This is a genomic window from Aneurinibacillus terranovensis DSM 18919 (assembly GCF_000430625.1).
Lineage (GTDB): Bacteria > Bacillota > Bacilli > Aneurinibacillales > Aneurinibacillaceae > Aneurinibacillus_B > Aneurinibacillus_B terranovensis.
Map to the genome: position 1 here is coordinate 162,002 of NZ_AUMJ01000009.1, position 20,194 is coordinate 182,195.

At 46.0% G+C, this 20,194-nt stretch carries 18 protein-coding genes; 7 read left to right on the forward strand and 11 right to left on the reverse strand.

Annotated features, from left to right (window positions below):
- The first annotated feature begins 140 nt into the window (after nt 1-140).
- The gene (locus tag H525_RS0101955) at nt 141-1,826 is read left to right on the forward strand and encodes a sigma-54-dependent Fis family transcriptional regulator (protein ID WP_051330728.1); all 1,686 of its coding nucleotides are present in this window, start codon (nt 141-143) and stop codon (nt 1,824-1,826) included.
- Nucleotides 1,827-1,884: 58 nt separating this feature from the next.
- The gene (locus H525_RS0101960; RefSeq protein ID WP_027414808.1) at nt 1,885-2,955 is read left to right on the forward strand and encodes an S-layer homology domain-containing protein; all 1,071 of its coding nucleotides are present in this window, start codon (nt 1,885-1,887) and stop codon (nt 2,953-2,955) included.
- Nucleotides 2,956-3,168: 213 nt separating this feature from the next.
- On the opposite strand, the gene H525_RS0101965 is transcribed toward H525_RS0101960, so the two are convergent.
- Nucleotides 3,169-4,818 carry a DUF4855 domain-containing protein gene (locus tag H525_RS0101965; protein WP_211236954.1) on the reverse strand — a complete coding sequence of 550 codons (1,650 nt, stop codon included), beginning with the start codon at nt 4,816-4,818 and terminating at the stop codon, nt 3,169-3,171.
- Between the two features lie 276 nt (nt 4,819-5,094).
- Here H525_RS0101965 and H525_RS0101970 point away from each other — a divergent pair, with 276 nt between their 5' ends.
- A complete protein-coding gene (locus tag H525_RS0101970) occupies nt 5,095-6,237 on the forward strand; it encodes an MGDG synthase family glycosyltransferase (protein ID WP_027414810.1) in 1,143 nt (380 codons plus the stop codon).
- Between the two features lie 43 nt (nt 6,238-6,280).
- On the forward strand, nt 6,281-7,081 hold the full coding sequence (locus tag H525_RS0101975) for a polysaccharide deacetylase family protein (protein ID WP_245590378.1): 801 nt from the start codon (nt 6,281-6,283) through the stop codon (nt 7,079-7,081).
- A gap of 102 nt (nt 7,082-7,183) precedes the next feature.
- Here the strand turns inward: H525_RS0101975 and cspD are convergent, their stop codons facing one another.
- From cspD to H525_RS0101990, 3 genes are all read right to left on the reverse strand, one after another.
- Nucleotides 7,184-7,384 carry a cold-shock protein CspD gene (cspD, locus tag H525_RS0101980; RefSeq protein WP_027414812.1) on the reverse strand — a complete coding sequence of 67 codons (201 nt, stop codon included), beginning with the start codon at nt 7,382-7,384 and terminating at the stop codon, nt 7,184-7,186.
- A 363-nt stretch (nt 7,385-7,747) separates the two neighbouring features.
- Nucleotides 7,748-7,909 carry an SDR family oxidoreductase gene (locus tag H525_RS25955; protein WP_281172567.1) on the reverse strand — a complete coding sequence of 54 codons (162 nt, stop codon included), beginning with the start codon at nt 7,907-7,909 and terminating at the stop codon, nt 7,748-7,750.
- A gap of 45 nt (nt 7,910-7,954) precedes the next feature.
- The gene (locus tag H525_RS0101990) at nt 7,955-9,454 is read right to left on the reverse strand and encodes a DHA2 family efflux MFS transporter permease subunit (RefSeq protein WP_027414813.1); all 1,500 of its coding nucleotides are present in this window, start codon (nt 9,452-9,454) and stop codon (nt 7,955-7,957) included.
- Nucleotides 9,455-9,830: 376 nt separating this feature from the next.
- Here H525_RS0101990 and yedE point away from each other — a divergent pair, with 376 nt between their 5' ends.
- The 3 genes from yedE (at nt 9,831) to H525_RS26885 (ending at nt 11,678) form a co-directional block, all read left to right on the forward strand.
- Nucleotides 9,831-11,063: a selenium metabolism membrane protein YedE/FdhT gene (yedE, locus tag H525_RS22470; RefSeq protein ID WP_035099619.1), complete on the forward strand. Its 1,233-nt coding sequence runs from the start codon at nt 9,831-9,833 to the stop codon at nt 11,061-11,063.
- A 62-nt stretch (nt 11,064-11,125) separates the two neighbouring features.
- On the forward strand, nt 11,126-11,305 hold the full coding sequence (locus H525_RS22475) for a sulfurtransferase TusA family protein (RefSeq protein WP_035099621.1): 180 nt from the start codon (nt 11,126-11,128) through the stop codon (nt 11,303-11,305).
- 199 nt (nt 11,306-11,504) lie between these two features.
- Complete coding sequence (locus H525_RS26885) at nt 11,505-11,678, forward strand: hypothetical protein (RefSeq protein WP_155837068.1); 174 nt, start codon at nt 11,505-11,507, stop codon at nt 11,676-11,678.
- Between the two features lie 77 nt (nt 11,679-11,755).
- Here H525_RS26885 and qoxD read toward each other — a convergent pair whose 3' ends face one another.
- The 7 genes from qoxD to H525_RS0102050 all read right to left on the reverse strand — a co-directional run bounded on the left by qoxD (nt 11,756) and on the right by H525_RS0102050 (nt 20,131).
- Nucleotides 11,756-12,088: a cytochrome aa3 quinol oxidase subunit IV gene (gene qoxD, locus H525_RS0102010; protein WP_027414814.1), complete on the reverse strand. Its 333-nt coding sequence runs from the start codon at nt 12,086-12,088 to the stop codon at nt 11,756-11,758.
- A gap of 3 nt (nt 12,089-12,091) precedes the next feature.
- Entirely contained in the window at nt 12,092-12,727 is a 636-nt protein-coding gene (qoxC, locus tag H525_RS0102015; RefSeq protein ID WP_035099623.1) for a cytochrome aa3 quinol oxidase subunit III, read from the reverse strand.
- A 1-nt stretch (nt 12,728) separates the two neighbouring features.
- Nucleotides 12,729-14,666 (reverse strand): cytochrome aa3 quinol oxidase subunit I, encoded by a 1,938-nt coding sequence (qoxB, locus tag H525_RS0102020; RefSeq protein ID WP_027414816.1) that lies wholly within the window; start codon nt 14,664-14,666, stop codon nt 12,729-12,731.
- A 30-nt stretch (nt 14,667-14,696) separates the two neighbouring features.
- Nucleotides 14,697-15,614, reverse strand: coding sequence for a cytochrome aa3 quinol oxidase subunit II (qoxA, locus tag H525_RS22480; RefSeq protein WP_051330729.1), 918 nt, complete (start codon nt 15,612-15,614; stop codon nt 14,697-14,699).
- A gap of 491 nt (nt 15,615-16,105) precedes the next feature.
- Nucleotides 16,106-17,071, reverse strand: a complete 966-nt coding sequence (locus tag H525_RS0102035; protein ID WP_027414817.1) for an L-threonine 3-dehydrogenase — start codon at nt 17,069-17,071, stop codon at nt 16,106-16,108.
- A 56-nt stretch (nt 17,072-17,127) separates the two neighbouring features.
- Nucleotides 17,128-18,318 carry a glycine C-acetyltransferase gene (locus H525_RS0102040; protein WP_027414818.1) on the reverse strand — a complete coding sequence of 397 codons (1,191 nt, stop codon included), beginning with the start codon at nt 18,316-18,318 and terminating at the stop codon, nt 17,128-17,130.
- 376 nt (nt 18,319-18,694) lie between these two features.
- Nucleotides 18,695-20,131: a SpoVR family protein gene (locus H525_RS0102050; RefSeq protein ID WP_027414819.1), complete on the reverse strand. Its 1,437-nt coding sequence runs from the start codon at nt 20,129-20,131 to the stop codon at nt 18,695-18,697.
- Between the last annotated feature and the right edge of the window lie 63 nt (nt 20,132-20,194).

Consider the following 20,194-nt stretch of genomic DNA (forward strand, 5'->3'; position numbering starts at 1 on the left):
TGCAGGTATGTAAATAAAATTTTCAGCATAACTTCTACATGTACTCCAGGTTAAATTTTTGCTATAGTAGTACTTAGATCGAATAATTTAATTAATCAGAATTGTGTAAGTTGAATAGTGGAAAAGGGGTGTCATGCCGTATGTCTCATTTATATCAGACATCTACAATGTTGCCCGAGCGCCTTCCCCCTTATGTTCAGGATTCCTGGAAGCGCTGTCAATCAAAAGGCCTGCAGCCGACCGATATCCAAAGGGATAACAGGCTAAGCCATTACGAAATGGTTCAACAGCATGATGAGTTTGCTGAACTGCTTTATTATTCGTCTCCGATCCTGGATGATGTCTATTATACCATTCATGGTACACAATCTCTTCTTCTGCTGGCGGCGCCTAACGGAACGATCCTGCACGCGATAGGCGAACCGTCGTTTCTCCGGCAAGCCGACAAGGTAGCCCTTAGTCAAGGAGCGAATTGGCTGGAGGAAATGAAGGGTACCAACGCCATCGGGACCGCCATTGTAGAGCAAAAACCCCTCATCGTTCACGGCACTCATCATTTTTTAGAGGATAACCATTTCCTTACGTGTGCGGCCGCGCCTATTTTTAACGCGGACGGCCAGCTTCTTGGCATTTTGAATATAAGTAGCCATCGGCAAAACTACCACCCCTTTTCTCTCGGGCTAGTCCAACGAACAGTACAATGCATTGAACAGTCCCTGCTCCTTGGACTTGTCAGTCGGAAAATAAAGAACTCTGCCACGGATAACAAAATCTATACAAGACCCGTACCCTCTATTGAAGAGAAATGGGACGATCGTTCCCGAGATCGTAACCGACGAAAAACCGGGACGAACGGAGCAGCCGGGCATTATTCGTTTGCCGACATTATCGCGGAAGATCCGGCAGTAAAGGAAAAGATTACTCTGGCCAAGCGGGCCGCCGCGCTCGACATTAGCTTGCTGATCCTGGGGGAAAGCGGCACGGGAAAAGAGCTATTTGCCCAATCCATCCACGAGGCAAGCCCTCGCAGAGATAAACCTTTTCTCGCCATTAACTGCAGCGCGATTCCGGACAGTTTGCTGGAGAGCGAACTGTTTGGTTATGAGAAAGGGGCCTTTACCGGGGCAAAAAGCGGCGGACAACTTGGGAAATTCGAGGCAGCTCATGGCGGTACACTTTTTCTGGATGAAATCGGCGACATGCCGCTGCAGGCACAGGCCGCCCTCTTGCGCGTTCTTCAGGAGCGCTGCGTAACCCGAGTCGGCGGAACACTGGCCCGTCCTGTGGATGTCCGTATTATTGCCGCCACTCACAAAGATTTAGTAAAAGAAATAGAGGCAGGCCGATTCCGGGCGGATCTGTATTTCAGATTGAACGGTTTTACCTTGAAATTGCCTGCGCTGCGTGAGCGAAGCGACATTCTTGCGCTGGCCGAACATATACTTCAGACAATTTCCTTCGCTAAGGAAGTGCCGTACCTGACGGATGAAGCGCAATCTTTTATTGAGCAATATGAATGGCCGGGGAATTTCAGGCAATTACAAAATGTCCTGCAGCAGGCTGCCTTTCTCGCCGTAAACCACTCGATTGGCAGTAACTTACTTCATTCACTCTGTCCCACTCTGCATTTTATACAGGAAAATAAACCGGAAAATCCATGGGAAAACACCCGGGTGGACAGGATAAGTCTGCGCGAAACCGAACAAAAAGCGATCCGGGAAGTGTTGGAAAAAACAAAATGGAATATTACCCGAGCCGCCAAGCTATTAAACATTGGACGCAATACACTTTACCGTAAAATTAAATCATACAACTTAAGCCCATAAACGTGAAAATTCCATGATATAATAAAGGAATTATCATGGAGTTGGGAGAGAAGATATTATGTGGAACATCAAGCAGAATTTACTAAAGGCGGCCTGCACTGCCCTTGTTTTGGGGGCAGGAGTCAGTTCGTGGAATCCGGATGTATGGGCTAATGAACCGGTCACATCGTTTACAGATGTGCCGCAGGACCACTGGGCATGGAAAAATCATACGATTCAGTGGGCCTTATCGAATCACATTATCTCGGGTTATCCGGACGGTACGTTTAAACCGAATAATAACGTGACGGAAGAAGAGTTTTTGTCCATGCTCCTTCATTTTTTCCCAAACGCGAATGACGCTCTGGCCAAACTCGGTTCATCGGCCGATTCGGCCACCACGCCGGATGAATTATATCAGGCAGCAAAACAATTCCACCTGCCCGTAAGCGGGGATGCAACCGCCGATCTCCGGTCAAAGGCAATTACCCGCGGGGAGGTAGCCCGCCTGCTTGCCGCAGCAAACGGTAAAAATTATAATACCGAGGGCGCTATCGCTTATTTGTATGATAAAGGAATTTCAAAGGGGAAAACAAAGAAAACCATTGATGGGTACGACAGTGAGGGTTCTATCACCCGCGTAGAATGCATCCAGCTTCTTAAGGTGATGCACGACAAGGGACTCGACGCTCACATGGAAATCAGCCCATCGGTCGAAGAAATAAACCCGGATGTTGCTCTATATAAAACAACCAGCATAGAAAGCATCCAGCAAAATATGGAACAGGCCAAACAGTTCTACAGCCCTTCACCGGAAGATGGGATCAGTCAGTCAACGCTGGACTTCTGGGCGGATCAACTCTATTCCTTAGCCAAAAAAAGCGGGGCCTTCAATGATAAGGTAAGGATTTACCTGCCGCAGGTCCAGGACAATCAATCGATTGTTTACCATGTGATTACAGATAAATGGTATGAAGGCGAAGAAAAAGGAAAAGCAGCTCCGGGGTACATAGAATTCCCTCTGGCAAATAAGTGGAATTTTGAATTGATTGTTAAACAGAGGAGTCATATCGTAGGAAGCGTTTATTATGATACCACGGCAAAAGAAATAGATGTGGACAACATCCTGATCGAGAAAACAGAAGAATAACAGCCGAACGTAAAGCCGACGAAAACGGCCATTCCATTAAACCAACCATCTTACCGTTTACGTTGAGAAGAGTTATGGAACCAGAAACGTTCGAAGATGCATCGAAATCGGTTTATTTTTGCCTTCTCCAAACGGAAGGGGAGCACGGACAGTCTAAACTCCCATGCAAGGGAAAACTCAGCAAAAATAAACGGATTCGAAGCATCTCCTACTCTATTTACCCGAATCAGTTGGCTTCAGTAAATAGTCAAAAAGTTTCTGTCTAATCGGATCTAACCCTTTATTATAGTCGCTGAAAAAGGCATCTACCGCACCTTCCCCGTCATATACGAGCACGCTTGTCTGATTTGCGCCGATTAACAGCCCACGATCGAGGTATGCGTTCAAGGCTGAGGCCTCATCCGGCTTCGTTAGAAAATCCCAGTTCCATTCCAGCATGGTGCCGGCACCTGTTTGCCGTGATAAATTATACGTTTCACCCAGCATATCCTCGCCCGGATGCTTATCCCGGTTAAAATAATAATTCGGCTGTAGCCAGGCAAAATCAAAACCAAGTGTTTTCCATTGCACCTCATTGGCCGCCTGAAAATAAGGTGCCCAATAAAATTTGTAGCCTTTGCTGTGGATTAAATCGGCAATAGATTGCACAACTTCCCGGTCCGCTTCGGGTACACTCTCATTTGTCCAGTAGAATCCGACCAGTTCCAATGCCTGCGGGTTTACTTCTTTCCACTTCTGTATAACTTCATTTATATAATCCAGATTAAGCTGAACACGCTGCAGGGGTTCAATGCCAGTAGGATTTGGCATGCCGATAATGACTTTTGTCCTGTAATCATCTTTCCCTGTCAGAGCACGTACCTTAAGCGCGGCTCTTTCCAGTTGATCCATTTGATCTCCGGCACTAAATAAATCAGACACATACTTGCTAAGCACCTGATTCGCATCCATTGTATTTGCCGGAAACGATTCGAACAAAAATCCCCTTTCTTCGCTGCCGGCCGGACGGACAATAAACGTTTGAAACAGTACTTCCGGCTTACCATCCCGACTGATGACCATTCGGTGGAGAAGGTCACCGGGGCGGGTTGTCTTAGGGGCAGTCATAAACGTCGTATTTCCGACAAAACCATTCTCCTGTGTACTTTTGCCCGTAAAAACAGCCGGCGCGGTCTCCACTTCTCCCGGGGCTGCGTTAAACCAATAAAAATCACCGTTTATATACACCTTATACCAGTTGCCAAAATTCTCATAAGCGGTTGTTTCATAAGGTACGTTCAGCACGTTCCCGGCAGACGGCCAAAGCGTGGTGGCATACCGATAAAGAGGGACAGACTTCGTAATCGTAATTTTCCTGACGCCCAATGTATTAGTTATGTAGCCGACGCCATCGTAAATCCATCCCGGACCATAATCAGTTCGAATTTGATACCATTCTCCGTTTCGCTTCAGAACCTGTATTCGTTGCGGATCGATGTCCATCAGTCTTTTTCCTGTCGGGTCTGCTTCCTGATAGACGACCGCCGGATAGTGGAGGTACATATATGATTGTTCAGGAACGGTATCTTCGCCCGATTTCGCGGCAATCGGTTTTACATATGCTGTCGGAGAAGGAACCTTTATCCAAACATCTTGATTATTGTAATGAACTTTTATCCAATTATCCTGCCGTTGAACAACAGGATACGGGATGATCCCCGAAGGAATAATACCGGCATAACCAGCCGCTGTCGCATTCGGTTGGCGGTAAAATGGCGTATTTTCTATACAATACAATTCATTATATGCCGCATCAGCAGCCTGCTTCCCTTCCTGCGCGCGCACCGTCCCCATGGAAGAACCGGCAAGAACCAGCACAGCCATACAAAGGCTTATCAGGCTGAATTTTCGCGGGTAAAACATGCGTGAAAACCTCAATTTTTTCTTCTCTCCTTTCACTTACTGTCTTTGCTTTAACCATCCTTCACTTGAAAATATCGAATGAAAAGTTATAAACTAGCTGTATAGTGTACTCAATAAGAATAACGCTTCTATGGTATAATTTCCATAGAGTCCGCTTAATTTTTCCAGTTTTGAAGAATAGCTTTTTTACATATTCTTTATAATATCCAAGTCTTTTCTACGACGAGGGGGGGTAAGATGGAACCCATGAAAGAAAAAATTCTTATTCTTTCCGGCAGCTATGGAAACGGACATAAACAGGCGGCGAGAGCCCTATGTGAAGCCGTTCCGTTGCGCTTTTCGAATGTGGATACTGTTATGATAGATTTTATGGAGTTAATTCATCCTTATTTGCATAGGGCAAGCCGGCATTTGTTCATTCAGGGAGTCAAACGGTTCCCGGCACTCTACGGTTATCTCTATCACAAAACAAGGTATATTAACTCTTTTTCACGTCTACAAAAGACCTTTAATATACTGGGAGTCAGACGTCTTATAAACCTGCTGCAAAGAACTCAACCAACCGTGGTTGTCAGTACGTTTCCTATCGCCGCAGGAGCGATGTCTATGCTAAAATCATATGGTCTGACCGATGTTCCTACCGTAACAGTTATCACAGACCAGACGGATCACGGTTACTGGATTCATCCTCACACGAACCAGTATGTTGTCGGTTCTGACTTTGTCGGTGAATCGCTGAAACAGCTCGGTATACCGGAATATAAAATAACAGCAACCGGAATCCCGATTCGTCCGAAATTCTGCCAGACATTTGCAAAAGAGTCTTTGAAAGCTAAACACGGCGTTGCTCCAAACCTTTCAACGGTACTTGTTATGGGCGGCGGATGTGGTATTATCGGTGGAGGGGTGCAGAGTTTGCTTGCGCTGAACAATCTTCCCCAAAAAGTGAATTTAATTATCGTCTGCGGGGAAAACAATAAATTAAAGCAGCAATTAGCCGCAGGGTTAAAGGATTCCAAGCATCAAATCCACTTAACTGGGTATATTGATTATGTAGAAGAACTGATGGCAATCGCCGACATTATTATCACAAAACCTGGCGGGATTACAACCGCCGAAGCGATAGCCATGGAGCTGCCTATGCTGCTTTATAAACCGCTTCCCGGGCAAGAAGAAGATAATGCCCGTTTCCTTCTTCAGACACATGCAGCTATCCAGGCTGACGATGATAACGATTTAACGGAAAAACTTGCTGCCGTATTAACGAACTCGGCTTTGTTGGGAAACATGAAAGAGACAGCCAGACGTCTTCACCAGAAGCAAGCGGCATTTGACGCCTTGGATGTTATTTTGCAAACAAGGTTCAAGGCTGCCCGATAAAAAGAAGCTTATTGAGAGACCAATAAAGAATGAAGGTGTCATCATGATTATAGCAATAACAGCTATGACCGGTACAACCACGTGGAAGGGAATTCATCCGCTTCTGACTTTACTGCTCATGATCGTAGCAGCATACACCATTATTCCGGCTGTATTAACCCGCATTTTTGGCTGGTCTGTGTTGAAAAAAGGACGAAAAGACCAGGGAATCGCCTGGACATTCGATGATGGGCCTGATAGCAGTTATACTACGCATTTGCTCGATGTGCTGAAAAAATACAGAGTAAAGGCGACTTTTTTTATTCTTGGGGCTAAAGCGGAAAAACATCCCGACCTTATTCTTCGAATGCATAAAGAAGGGCACCTTATTGGAATTCATAATTATGTTCATCGTTCAAACTGGTTTATGACCCCCTGGTCGACCTGGCGGCAAATTAAGCATTCCGCCGAGATTGTTGAACGGATTACCGGCGTAAAGCCCATCCATTACCGCCCACCTTGGGGCCTTATTAATATCTTTGATTTTATTTTACTCCATAAACGGTTTCATATCGTTCTCTGGTCTGTAATGGTGGGAGATTGGAGCCGAAAAGTCAGCCGTGAGAAAATCAAGCAACGCTTGCTTAAAAAGATTTCAAACGGAGCCATCATAACGCTGCATGATTGCGGAGAAACGTTCGGTGCTGATGAGGGTGCTCCCCGGCATATGATTGGAGCATTAGAAGATGTATTGAAGGAAACAGCAAACAGGGGGTATACCTGGGCGCGTATTGACGAAATGACGAGCAATAACCCGACATACCACCCGTTCAAAAACCAACGGAAACACCCTTTTATTCATTAGTAAATCCGGCTGGCGCCAAAGCGGGCAGTGCCCCGGAGTATGTGTATACGCCGCGTATAAAAAACCCCCATGCAAAAGCATGGGGGTTTTTGGCTTGTTATCTTACAGTTTTACAACGTTAGCAGCTTGAGGTCCACGGTTGCCTTGCGTAATTTCAAAGCTAACTTTTTGGCCTTCTTCAAGAGTTTTAAATCCGTCGCCGCTGATAGCGCTGAAATGAACGAATACGTCCTCTCCGCCTTCAACTTCGATAAATCCAAAACCTTTTTCAGCATTAAACCATTTTACTGTACCTTGAGTCATTATGAAATCCTCCAATATAATTGTTTTTAATATGTTGCTTATTTACCTGGGCAAATAAAAATTCACATATTATAAAGAGTACCATTTTCCTGAAGTGATAACCCTTTATATTATGTGAATTATGTACTTCATTTATTAATTTAAAGTTATTATAGCACATACTTTTTAGCATCGCAACCTGCGAACAAAGATTGTTATCCCATCCCCTTATTCTAAAGAAAACCTGGCTAACATCAAGCCGCAGGCACAGATAGTAGCCCTGGCTGCACTCATGCGTGCTGGGAAGTTATTCTCCTATACGCAAGAAAAACCGGCGTAACATCGGCTAACCAGTAATGTACACCGGCTGTCCACCGTGCTGTTTTAATCCATTGAAATCCCACCATTAACAGGGGCATATGTACCCGTCATAAAGCCGCTGTCATCGCTGGCATAGAACGCTACCGCGCCAGCCACATCTTCCGGCGTAGCAATGCGTCTGAGCGGAGTGAAGGAAACCATTTGCTGTTTTGCCTGTTCCGGTATATGGCTCGATGCCTCTGCGGAGTTGCTTACATATTATTTGTTTTTCTACTTGCTTTCTGCCACCGGTTCCGCCTCTACGGCACTCTGCCGGGGCAGCCACAGCGTCGCAATCAATGCCAGCAGCGCAATTCCACCCATAATCACATATACGCCGTGCAGACCAGCCGTAAGAACTTCCCGCATCGTATGCAGAACGTCCGCAGGAATTTTTTTCGCGAACTCCGGATTTAATAATTTATTAAAATCCTGGCTTTGATAGGAGGAGCCATGAAAATGGGTGGATATATAGTTTGAAATCGTGCTGTTAAACCATGTGCCAAAAACGACGACACCTAACATCTGCCCCAACGTTCTTACAAATGAATTCGATGCCGTTGCTGCGCCACGTAAGTTCCAGTTGACCGAGGATTGTATGACGACGGTAAACGCAGTCATGCTGAATCCGAAACCAATACCAACGATAAGCATAATTGCCACAAACATCCAATAAGGAGTATTCATACCCACCACAGCCAGCCATAACGAGGCGACCAAAATTAAGCCGACTCCGAACAATGAAACGGCACGCGAACCAATTTTAAGCATGAGGCGCCCACCTATGATAGCGCCCACCGTCCAGCTTAGAGACATCGGTGTAAGGGTTAACCCTGAACTTGTGGCACTATACCCGAGTATTCCCTGCACCCACATTGGCAAATACGCGTTCAGACCAATTAAAACGGCACTCGTGAGAAAAGCCGCCAGGTTGGATATCGAGATGACGCGGATAGAAAATAACTTGAGCGGCACCATCGGATCTGCCGATTTAGCCTCAATAACAACGAAAAGAACAAGAGACGCCGCGGCCACTGCAAACAGGCCCATAATCACAACAGAATTCCACGCATAATCCTGCCCGCCGCTAAGCAAAGCATACAAAAGGGCCGTCGCGCCAATTGTAAAGGTGATGGCCCCCCAGTAATCAATATTTTTTTTCTTTTTCTCGAAGTTTTCATGGAGGAAAATCCAGATTAAAAATAAAGAGAGCAATCCAAAAGGAACATTAAAATAGAAAATCCACCGCCAGGAAATAATATCAACAAAGAATCCGCCGACAAGTGGTCCTAAAATACCCGCAATTCCCCATATTCCACTGAATAACCCCTGAACTTTGGCACGCTCTTCAAATGTATAGATATCGCCGATAATCGTAAACGTAATCGGCAATACCGCCCCCGCCCCAATTCCCTGAAACGCCCGGAACCAGATCAACTGTTCCATGGAATGGGATAAGCCTGACAGCATAGAGCCTGCAAGGAACAAAACCGTGCCGATCGCAAAAATAATTTTTCGGCCAAATAAATCGGCCAGTTTTCCATAAATGGGTGTCGTCACTGTTGTGGTGAGCAAGTATGCCGCATACACCCAGCTAATTAATTTAATCCCGCCAAGATCGCTGACGATAGTAGGCATCGCTGTACTGACCACCGTTACCTCGATAGCCGCCAAAAACGTTGCCACCATCATTGCCATCGTGACATTCCGTCGATTCGTAACATGCTGCACTAATTGTTATCCTCCTGTTCAAATCTTTCGTACGATTCCTTACCACAGTGGACTGTTTGTTATTACTTACTAACATCGAAAATTATATCATAACAAATTTCTCACGAAAACTTTGGCAGCGCTAAACATCTTCACTCCAACCTCTTCCAATCAATTAAAAAATTTTTTGAAGCAAATCGTTAAATTGTCAGCATGTAAACAGCTGACCAACTCGTCCTCCGAAATCATGATACAATAAATAAGTGAAAGCAAATGAGTGATGCGCGGTCATGTAAGTTAAGTGAATATAAAACCAGTCATAAAAAACATAATTAGTGATATAATTGACTGATTATTATTTTTTTGTGGCTAATTTTATGTACAAGGAGGAATACGGTTGAACAATCTTTATCGCAAATTGTTCCAAACCTACTGGAATCCCTATGTGTCCATTGTTCTTGCCGGAATTCTAAGTTCCCTATATTTTGGAATGACGGGCACGGTTTGGGCGGTGACAGGTGAATTCACCAGATTTGGCGGACATATTCTCCAATGGTTTGGTGTTGATGTTTCCGATTGGGCCTATTTTAAACTCATTCATTTTTCCGGAACACCGGTGGATCGGACGGATGGCTGGATTGTGATAGGAATCTTATGCGGCTCCCTGATTATGGTGCTGCTTAGCAGTAGTTTTAAAATACGAATTCCGAGACAAAAACGGCGTTTAGTGCAGGGATTTGCCGGCGGAATCGTTGCCGGATTTGGAGCGCGGCTGGCGCTTGGGTGTAATCTGGCAGCATTCTTTACCGGGATTCCTCAGTTTTCGTTTCATTCGTGGATTTTTATGGTTACGACCGCAATCGGCACCTATGTCGGTGTTAAATTGGTGAGTACCTCCTGGTGGCGCGGCAAGCCGAATCTTCGTAAGGCAACCCCGTCACGGACAATGCAGCCGGGAGCGAAACGTACCAAACGAAGCTACCAGCCGATTCTCGGAGGGCTGGTTGCAATTGCCTATGTAGGGATCACAGTTCACTATTTTGCCATCTATAAACCGCTTCTTGCTGTTGCTTGTATTGCGGGTGCACTATTTGGCATTTTGATTGAACGGGGCCAAATTTGTTTTACATCGGCTTTCCGCGATTTATGGATAAGCGGACGCGCCGTAATGACAAAGGCAATTGCCGTAGGAATCATGGTGAGCGTAATTATTACGTTTTTCTACATTCAAAACGGTGCTGCCGCACAAATTAAAATTACCGGTCCAAGTACCGTTCTCGGAGGATTTCTTTTCGGTCTCGGTATTGTGCTTGCGGGCGGGTGCGAAACGGGCATGATGTACCGGGCAATGGAAGGACAAATTCTTTTCTGGATCGTGGGCGCCGGAAATATTGTCGGTGCCTCAATCCTCGCGTATGGCTGGGATCATCTTGGCATTTTCAACGCCCTTGGAAAGGGATGGCCAAAAATCAACCTGATTCAATCATGGGGGGCAACCGGAGCTCTTCTGGGAACTCTCGTTATGCTTTGTACATGGTTTTTCCTTTCCGGTTGGTGGGAGAAAAACTATCGCTATGGAAAAGGATTAAAAACACCGGGAAAAGTTTCTGAGAATGTGATGGAGGTTTAACAATGGCAGTCCGAATCGACTTCGTTCTGGATGTTCGAGGGGAACCATGACCTTATCCTGTGATGTATGCGCTGGATGCGCTGCAGGATATGAAGGCCGGGCAGGTGTTACAGGTGATTGCTGATTGCCCGCAATCCTTCCGAAGTGTTCCCGAAGAGGCGGTAAAACACGGGTATGAATTAGTTGGTGAACCCGAAAAGGCAGGACAGGACATTTATTTCACCATCCGGGTTGTCCGATAAAGAAAACTAGGCTATCGCCTGCGCCTCCGGCTTGGCGATAGCTTTAATTGCACTTATGCGTATAGAAAGGTTATACTGAAATAACTTTATTTCATCATCTGTTGATGCTGCGTTAGCGGCATGGATGTCTATACGCTAAGAAAAACTCGCGGGCGTTGCCGCTCGTCCTTTTTCTGCAGGGTAGCGAAACGGCCGCTTAGTGACCGGAAGGTCAGACCGACAAAACATCCGGGTATCTCAAGGATGGACAATTGTCGGTCTGATCGACCTTCCGGCCACACGCTCCACATCGAAAAAGCAACGTTCGGCACACTCCCGCGAGTTTTTCTCGGGTGACCAATGGAAGAAAGTATATGTTGCTTTAACACTGTAAAGCAACATATACTTTCTTTAACGGTAAAAAAGGCTGCCGAAAATCTCCGGCAGCCTGCTTTTTTTCCATTCGTTTATCTACATAATCATTCCCATACAATAAGCCATCACCCACAGTGATCCGGCTACTACAGTAAACGCGATAAATATCCCGAAATAAATCGCCGCTTGTTGGATCCAGGCCGAGTTGCTTTCATTCAGGTGCATAAACAGCAGTAGTTGAACAAATACCTGGCCAATAGCAAGCACAACACTGATCGTTAAAGAAATATCCGGGGGCAATCCGGAAGACAATACAACCCAGAACGCGAGCCCGGTAAGCACGAGCGAAAGAATAAATCCAACGACATGCTTCCAGGGAAACCCTTTATGATTAACAGACTGTACGGGTGCTTGTTCGTGTGAAGACATGCCTTAAATCACCTTCCCTGTGAGGTAAACTGCTGTAAAGATAAATACCCAGACAACGTCGAGAAAGTGCCAGTAAATCCCCACAATAAAAGCTTTCCTTGTTGTCCGGGGCGTCAATCCGCGCTGGGCGAGCTGAATAATAATACTTATCATCCATAAAATCCCCAGGCTGACGTGGGCCCCGTGTGTGCCGACGAGTACAAAGAATCCCGACAGAAAGGCGCTCCTGCTGAGGGTTGCACCGTGTGCTACATAGGTGATAAACTCGTTAATCTCCATGCCAACGAATCCGGCACCAAGGAGCAGGGTAACCAACAACCAGGAAATAAGCCCCTTCACGCGGCCGGACCGCATCTCATGGATGGCTAAACCGCAGGTAAAGCTGCTGACCAGAAGAATAAGGGTTTCAATGGCGAAAGGTCTGACTTCAAACAATTCCCGCGATGTCGGTCCGCCGGCAGTACTGGCGTGCAGAACGAGATAGGTAGAGAACAGCGTGGCAAACAACGCAAATTCAGCGCCAAGAAATATCCAGAATCCCAGGATATTCATTCTTCCTTCCGCGGTGGAATATTCCAGCGGCACGTTTTTATTAATTGCTTCATGATGGTGAAGAACGGTTGCTTCTGAATTCGCCATATTATGCTCCTCCTCCCATATTCTCCGTATGCCTAATTTCATCTACGCTCACATAATAACCGTTATCATATTCAAACGAACGGAGTGCCATAAAAACAAGAATACCGGCAAGTCCGATAAGCCCCATCCAATACCATTGAAATACCAGTCCAAATCCGGCAATAAAGAAGATTATCGACATCAGGAATGGCCGCCCGGAGTTACTTGGCATATGGATAGGCTCCAACGGCGTTTGCGGAGTAGTTTCGCCACGCTTCTTCCTGTACCAGAAGTCATCCAGCTCTTTTACTTCCGGAACGACGGCAAAGTTATAATGCGGGGCCGGTGATGGGATTGACCATTCCAGCGTACGCCCATCCCATGGATCAGGGTCATTTGTGCGGGGCATGTACCGTGTGCTCCAATAGATGTTGTAGCACAGGATGAGAAAACCAATCCCCGAGCCGAAAGTGCCAATCGTCGAAAGAACGTTTAGCCCGGTCCAGCCGGTCTCTGCCGGATACGTATACATACGCCTCGTCATTCCCATGAGTCCAAGCACATACTGGGGAGCAATGCTTACCACTGTCCCTAGGACAAAGAACCAGAACGCCGATTTTCCTAACTTTTCATTCAGTTGGAAACCAAACATTTTCGGCCACCAGTAATGAAATCCGGCCAGGACCCCGAACACAGTCCCTGCAATAAGCACATTATGGAAATGCGCAACGAGAAAGTAACTGTTGTGGTACTGATAGTCTGCCGGGGCAATGGCCAGCAGAACGCCGGTAAGGCCGCCGATTACGAACGTGGGAATAAACGCGACAGACCAGAGCATAGGCGTTGTCAACCTAATTCGCCCTCTGTACATCGTAAATAGCCAGTTAAACATTTTAACCCCTGTCGGGATCGCAATCGCCATCGTTGAGATGGAGAAGAATGTGTTAACGCCTGCTCCGGCACCCATGGTAAAGAAATGGTGCACCCAAACGATAAAACTCAGGAAGGCAATCGCAATCATGGAAACCACCATAGCATCGTATCCAAACAATTTTCTGCGCGAAAAGGTACTCACCACTTCCGAGAAAATTCCGAACGCCGGCAGAATAACAATATACACCTCGGGATGTCCCCAAATCCAGAACAGATTCGCCCACATCATTGGCATACCGCCCGCATCAATCGTAAAGAAGTGCGCGCCGAATAGCCGGTCAATCGTTAACAGCGCCAGCGCTACCGTTAATACCGGGAAAGCATAGACGATGATAACGGAAGTAATGAGTGCAGACCAGGTAAATATCGGCATCTTCATCAGGTTCATCCCCGGAGCGCGCATTTTAAGGATCGTTACAATGAAGTTGATCCCGCTCGCCAGAGTGCCAATTCCGGAAATCTGCAAAGATAGCAAATAGTAGTTTTCCCCCGGTCCCGGGTCTAGCTGGGCACCTGCCAACGGTGTATAGCTAGACCACCCTGCGTCAGGTGATCCCCCAACCACAAAGGAGAGGTTTAACAGCATGGCCCCCATGAAAAAAAGCCAGAAACTTAGCGCGTTCAAGTTAGGGAAAGCGACGTCCCGCGCTCCGATTTGCAGCGGCATAGCAATATTGATAAGACCGATGACAAACGGCATGGCCATAAATAAAATCATAATCGTACCATGTGTGGTGAAAATTTGATTGTAGTGCTCAGCCGTCAGGAATTTCATACTCGGTGCCGACAGCTGCGCCCGCATCAAAAGCGCGTCTGCTCCGCCCCTGAAAAGCATTAGAACGGCCGCGATACAATACATAATCCCGATTTTTTTATGGTCAACGGTAGTCAGCCATTCTGTCCAAAGCCACTTCCACTTTTTAAAATAAGTAAGAACGAACACGATGGCTATTGATACGAGAACAATTGAAACATCGGCTCCATAAATCAATGGATCGCCGGTCACAAAGAAGTGATTCGTGCTCACGTTCTTTTCCTCCTTCCATTAAAAATACCTTTATTTGTGATTCGGTGTACTCGATGTGTTCGGCATAACAGGCGGCATTTCATGTTGGCCGCTATTACCTGATAAGCCTCCCGCTGTTTCTTCCTGCATAATTTTCGCAGGATCTGTTGAGGAGAATGTCATCTTATCCACAAGACCCGGTTCCAAAATTTTTTTATACTGATCGTCGGTTAACTTTGGAGCCGTTGTTTTTACGTCATGCACCCAGCGGGTAAAATCCTGCGGCGTTTGAGCAACAACATCGAACGTCATATGAGTAAATCCTTTGCCTGAGAAATTAGCACTTCTACCGGCATACGTTCCGGGCCTATCTGCCTGCAGCCACAGTTTAAGCCGCTGTCCCGGCATCGCATATTCCTGTCCACCCAGAGCGGGAACCCAGAAAGAGTTCATGGCGCTCACAGCGGTCAATTCAAAATTAATGGGCGTATTTGCCGGGATATTCACGTAATTTACTGTTTCGATTCCCTGTTCAGGGTACTTGAATAACCACTTCCAATCCGCTGAGGTAACATAAATCGTCATCGGTTTTACCCCCGCTGGATGCACAGGTGGATTTTCCAGGCCAAACGTTGTTTTTGCCATCGGGATCGCAAGGGCGACAACCATGACAACCGGCGCCACCGTCCATGCGATCTCCAATTTTTTGTTTGCCTTTGTTTCAGGGGGCTCGTAATCCATATTTTCCGGTCTCTCCCGATAACGAACGATAACGAATCCATACAGAACAAATACGATCAAAACTACGATAGACATTATAAAAAATGACCAGAGGATGAGATAATACTCGCTTCGGGCAACCGGTCCCTGCGGGTGTAAAACAGTCACATTTTCGCCGCACCCGGTAAGAAATACTACTAAAAAGGATACAATCGCAAAAAAGTTGTGCCCATGCATTTTAGCTTTCATAGTTTCTTTAATTGGCCTCCTTTCAACGCTCATTTGGTATTTACTACTTCATGGTTGCCAAATTGTGTTCTTCCTAAACCAGTGTGCGTTGTGATATACACGCCATTTTACGCGAAAGAAAACTTGGCTAGCATCAAGCCGTAGGTAGATGGTAGCCTTAGTTGCGTGAATTTGAAATTAATAAAGATGCAGGAATGTATGTCTGTAAAGCAGGACATATGGCGATCCGGAAAGCCCGACAAGGAAAAAAAGGATTTTGAAACTAATGGATTAAAAACGAGATAATACAGCGATACAATTGGTAAAAAAAGACGACTCTACATTCAAAACTGAATTTGAGTCGTCTTTTTTGATGAGTCTATTTTATTACTGAGAAAAAACGTCAGTTTTTCAGTGGCCTCGTTGTCTACCAAGGGATTTTTCCTTGTTACTGGCGAGAGACAGTGCAGAAGGGCCGTTTGACCATTGGTCCTCTGCTTCCCCTAATGGCTTTATTTTGCCATAGTGGACGGGCTGTATTTCTTACTAAGCTTCTCAAGCATATCGGATGTCATTGTCTGCAAATTATACTCGGCTGCAAATCCCCATTCTTCCCTGGCCGCCGACGGATCAATGGAATTGGGCCAGCTCTCCGCAATCGCCTGTCTGGCGGGGTCTACGTGATACTCAATTTCAAATTCCGGGATGTGCTTTCGTATTTCGGAAGCGATCATCTCAGGTGCAACACTCATAGCTGTTACATTAAAGGCATTTCTATGTTTAATTTGAGCGGCGTTCGCTTCCATTAATGTAATGATAGCTTTCAGCGCATCCGGCATATACATCATATCCATAAAGGTTCCTTTTTCGATATATGATGTATATTTTCCCCGCTTGACCGCTTCATAATATATTTCAACCGCATAATCGGTCGTTCCGCCTCCCGGAGGCGTAACATACGAGATTAATCCGGGAAAGCGAATCCCTCTCGTATCCACCCCAAATTTATGAAAGTAATAGTCACAGAGCAATTCACCGGCCACTTTATTAACCCCATACATCGTGGTAGGCCGCTGTATTGTCTCCTGGGGCGTATTCTCTTTCGGAGTTGTCGGCCCAAAGGCACCGATTGAACTTGGTGTGAAAAACTGGCAGCTCAGTTCCCTTGCCACCTCCAACGCGTTGACGAGTCCGCCCATATTTAAATTCCATGCAAGAAGCGGCTTCGCTTCAGCGGTAGCGGACAGCAGGGCCGCCAGGTGAATAATGGTGTCCACCTGATGGTTTTTCGCAATTTCGAACATCCGTTTTGAATCGGTAACATCCAGGATTTCAAACGGTCCTGACAGTGCGATTTCACTATCATTTTTTCGAATATCCGTTGCAACCACATGATCCGTACCATAAACTTCCCGCAATTTTACGAGGAGCTCCGATCCGATTTGGCCCAGTGCACCGGTAATCAGAATCTTTTTCATGCTGTTTATGCCTCCTGTTTATGACTCCAAGCCTAACGATGTACGATCGTACTGCCCTATATGACAGCTAACTGTTTGCCCACTTTTTCATAGATGGAAAGTGCCCGGTCCAGCATTTCCTTTGTATGAGCCGCCGTCGGCATATTCCTAACCCTTCCCGTTCCTTTCGCCACCGTTGGGAAAACAATGGCTTTTGCATACACGCCTTCTTCGTACAGCCGTTTGCTGAATTGCTGGGTCTGCACTTCATCCCCGATAATGCAGGGAGTAATCGGTGTCTCACTTTGTCCGATGTTAAATCCTAAACTTTTCAAACCATTCTTAAGGTAATTTCCGTTTTCCCATAACCGGTTCTGCAGTTCCGAACTGTTCATTAATATATCGATTGCTTTAATGCATGCACCTACATCGCCGGGAGTAAGAGACGTTGAAAAGAGAAACGGCCGGCTTCTTACCTTCAGCCAATCAATTAATTCTTGTCTGCCCGCAACGTATCCGCCCACAACCCCGATCGCCTTAGAAAGCGTGCCAATCTGAAAATCAATTTTTTCAGACAGCCCAAAATGCTTGACTGTTCCCGCACCGTTCCCCAGCACTCCTGAACCGTGCGCATCATCTACATAGGTGATCAGGTCAAATTCTTCCGCAATCTGCGCAATTTCGGGAAGCTTCGCAATATCACCGTCCATCGAAAATACCCCGTCCGTAATAACCATGATTTTCTTATACAGGCCGGAATCTTTGGCTTCCTTCGCCCGGGCTCTTAGGTCTTCCATGTCAGAATGTTTGTATGGAATGATTTTCGATCGCGAAAGTCTGCAGCCGTCAATAATAGACGCGTGATTCAATTCATCAGACAGGATAGCATCTTCTTTATCCATGACAGCGGAAATGGCTGCCATATTGCAATTGAAGCCCGATTGGTACGCGATAACCGCTTCTGTATGCTTAAATTCTGCCAGCTTTTCCTCAAGCTTTAGATGCAGTTCCAGCGTTCCATTAATGGTTCGCACGGCGCCGGCTCCCACCCCGTATTTTTTAATCGCCTCAATCGCAGCTTCCTTCAGCCTTTCATCCGTCGCCAGCCCAAGGTAGTTATTAGAAGATAAATTAATAAGTTCTTTCCCCGCGATTTTGATGACCGGGCCATTGGAACTTTGCAGTGGGTCAATCACATTATATAGACCTTTACCCTTTAAATCGGCCAAATTTTCTTTCAGGAAGCTTTCCAGTACTTTGCTTGGCATAAGGCATCTCTCCTTTAACCCGTTTAATCGGGATCATATTTGCTCAACTCTTACTCATTTTTCCACAATCGCGGTGAGATATTTGTTCATTTTTCCTGATTTGTCGTTATCAAAAAAAACAAGTGTTCACGTGGTAAATACATATCGAAGGCGTTAAAAGACGCTTAAATACGCTATTTTTTAACTTTTTCTATTTAAACATACCATGTTATTTATTTAATGTCCATCAGTCAAAGACAAAACATGGTACTATTTTTATCGTTTATATGGATCATGGATGGTGATTCTCGTGAATAAAAAATCTTTCCTCGCCAAAAACAAAAAAGCCGACTCCCCTTCTTTCTCCTAAACGAAGAAGGATGTCGGCATCCACCATTTATAAAAATCTCCTGTGGCACTTCTTTCCGTCATACGTAAACAATACTTTTCTCTCTTCTACCTTTGTGTCGAGATGGATAGGTTTGCCCCATAACGTGTAAATGTATGGCAGCGTTTTTTCGAGATATTTGACATCGAGCTCCATATTTTCGTACTGGTGAACAATATACAGTTCACCGTTTCGCAGGTAGTCCCCGTCCTGGATAAGAAGATAGGGAAAACCGCCGTTGACGCGGCTTGTGACAAGTTGATCCCGTATGATTTCCCAGGATTTATCCATAATGGTCCAGTCATTTCCCTTCTTGCTGAATGTGTACATATCCAGCTTTTCAACCAAATCCTTGGTTAAATAGTTTCGAATAAAGGAAATATCGCTGTCAAGTTCACGCACTTCAAAAATTTTCTCGCGGCCCTTCCCGGGCTTGCGGCCAAACCGTTCCTGTTCTTCTTTCGTCGGATGGTCCCACCGCTCCTCGATGTCTTCAAATATTTTTAAACCGAGATAGTACGGATTAATGCTTGTCGTTGAAGGTTGCACAACCCCCGCATTCAGCTTCGAAAACTCAATGGTTTCATCCTCCGTTAAATCCATCTCCCGCAGGATGCGCTGGTGCCAGTAGGAGGCCCAGCCTTCGTTCATGATTTTCGTTTCGAGCTGGGGCCAGAAGTACAGCATTTCTTCCCGCATAATCGTAAGAATGTCACGCTGCCAATCTTCGAGCACTGTGCTGAACTCTTCAATAAACAACAGGATATCCTTCTCCGGTTCCGGCGGGAAACGATGGCGGTTTTGCTTGGCCCACTCCGCTTGTTCCTCCCGTTTCTTTCTTTCTTCTTCATCGAGGAGCCAAATATCATCAAATGAGTGGCGCGAAGACACGCCTTTTTCGGGTTTCTGGTTTTGCGGTTCTTTCGTCCAGTTGAAAGTCCGACGGGTAAGACTTGGATCGATATGCTCCTGAATGGCCAGCACGGCATCCAAAAATTCCTCTACCGTTTCCTTGCCATACTTTATTTCATACTGGCGCAGCCGCTCGGCGGTTGCCGCCATGCTTTCCACCATGTCGCGATTCGTTTTGCTAAAACGCGCATTATTCTTAAAGAAATCACAGTGTGCCAACACGTGGGCTACGATTAATTTATTCTGAATCAGGCTATTTCCATCGAGCAGAAAAGCGTAACAAGGATTTGAATTAATAACAAGTTCGTAGATTTTGCTTAACCCGAGGTCATACTGAAGTTTCATTCGGTGGAACGACTTTCCGAAGCTCCAGTGTGAAAATCGTGTTGGCATCCCGTAGGCCCCGAATGTGTAAATAATATCGGCGGGGCAGATTTCATAGCGCATGGGATAAAAATCCAGGCCAAAGCCCTGGGCGATTTCAGTGATTTCGTCTACCGCCCGCTCCAGCTGCTTCATCTCCTCTTCAACCATTTTCTCCCCTCTTTTCATTGAAGAAAATTTGGCTGACCCCGGACGTTAAAGCGCCGGCGTCAG

Bases quoted from the DNA above. Each gene is read 5' to 3' on its own strand.
- H525_RS0101955 (WP_051330728.1), top strand. From the start codon at position 141: ATGTCTCATTTATATCAGACATCTACAATGTTGCCCGAGCGCCTTCCC.
- H525_RS0101960 (WP_027414808.1), top strand. From the start codon at position 1,885: ATGTGGAACATCAAGCAGAATTTACTAAAGGCGGCCTGCACTGCCCTT.
- H525_RS0101965 (WP_211236954.1), bottom strand. From the start codon at position 4,818: ATGGCTGTGCTGGTTCTTGCCGGTTCTTCCATGGGGACGGTGCGCGCG.
- H525_RS0101970 (WP_027414810.1), top strand. From the start codon at position 5,095: ATGGAACCCATGAAAGAAAAAATTCTTATTCTTTCCGGCAGCTATGGA.
- H525_RS0101975 (WP_245590378.1), top strand. From the start codon at position 6,281: ATGATTATAGCAATAACAGCTATGACCGGTACAACCACGTGGAAGGGA.
- cspD (WP_027414812.1), bottom strand. From the start codon at position 7,384: ATGACTCAAGGTACAGTAAAATGGTTTAATGCTGAAAAAGGTTTTGGA.
- H525_RS22475 (WP_035099621.1), top strand. From the start codon at position 11,126: ATGTATGCGCTGGATGCGCTGCAGGATATGAAGGCCGGGCAGGTGTTA.
- qoxD (WP_027414814.1), bottom strand. From the start codon at position 12,088: ATGTCTTCACACGAACAAGCACCCGTACAGTCTGTTAATCATAAAGGG.
- qoxC (WP_035099623.1), bottom strand. From the start codon at position 12,727: ATGGCGAATTCAGAAGCAACCGTTCTTCACCATCATGAAGCAATTAAT.
- qoxA (WP_051330729.1), bottom strand. From the start codon at position 15,614: ATGAAAGCTAAAATGCATGGGCACAACTTTTTTGCGATTGTATCCTTT.
- H525_RS0102035 (WP_027414817.1), bottom strand. From the start codon at position 17,071: ATGAAAAAGATTCTGATTACCGGTGCACTGGGCCAAATCGGATCGGAG.
- H525_RS0102040 (WP_027414818.1), bottom strand. From the start codon at position 18,318: ATGCCAAGCAAAGTACTGGAAAGCTTCCTGAAAGAAAATTTGGCCGAT.
- H525_RS0102050 (WP_027414819.1), bottom strand. From the start codon at position 20,131: ATGGTTGAAGAGGAGATGAAGCAGCTGGAGCGGGCGGTAGACGAAATC.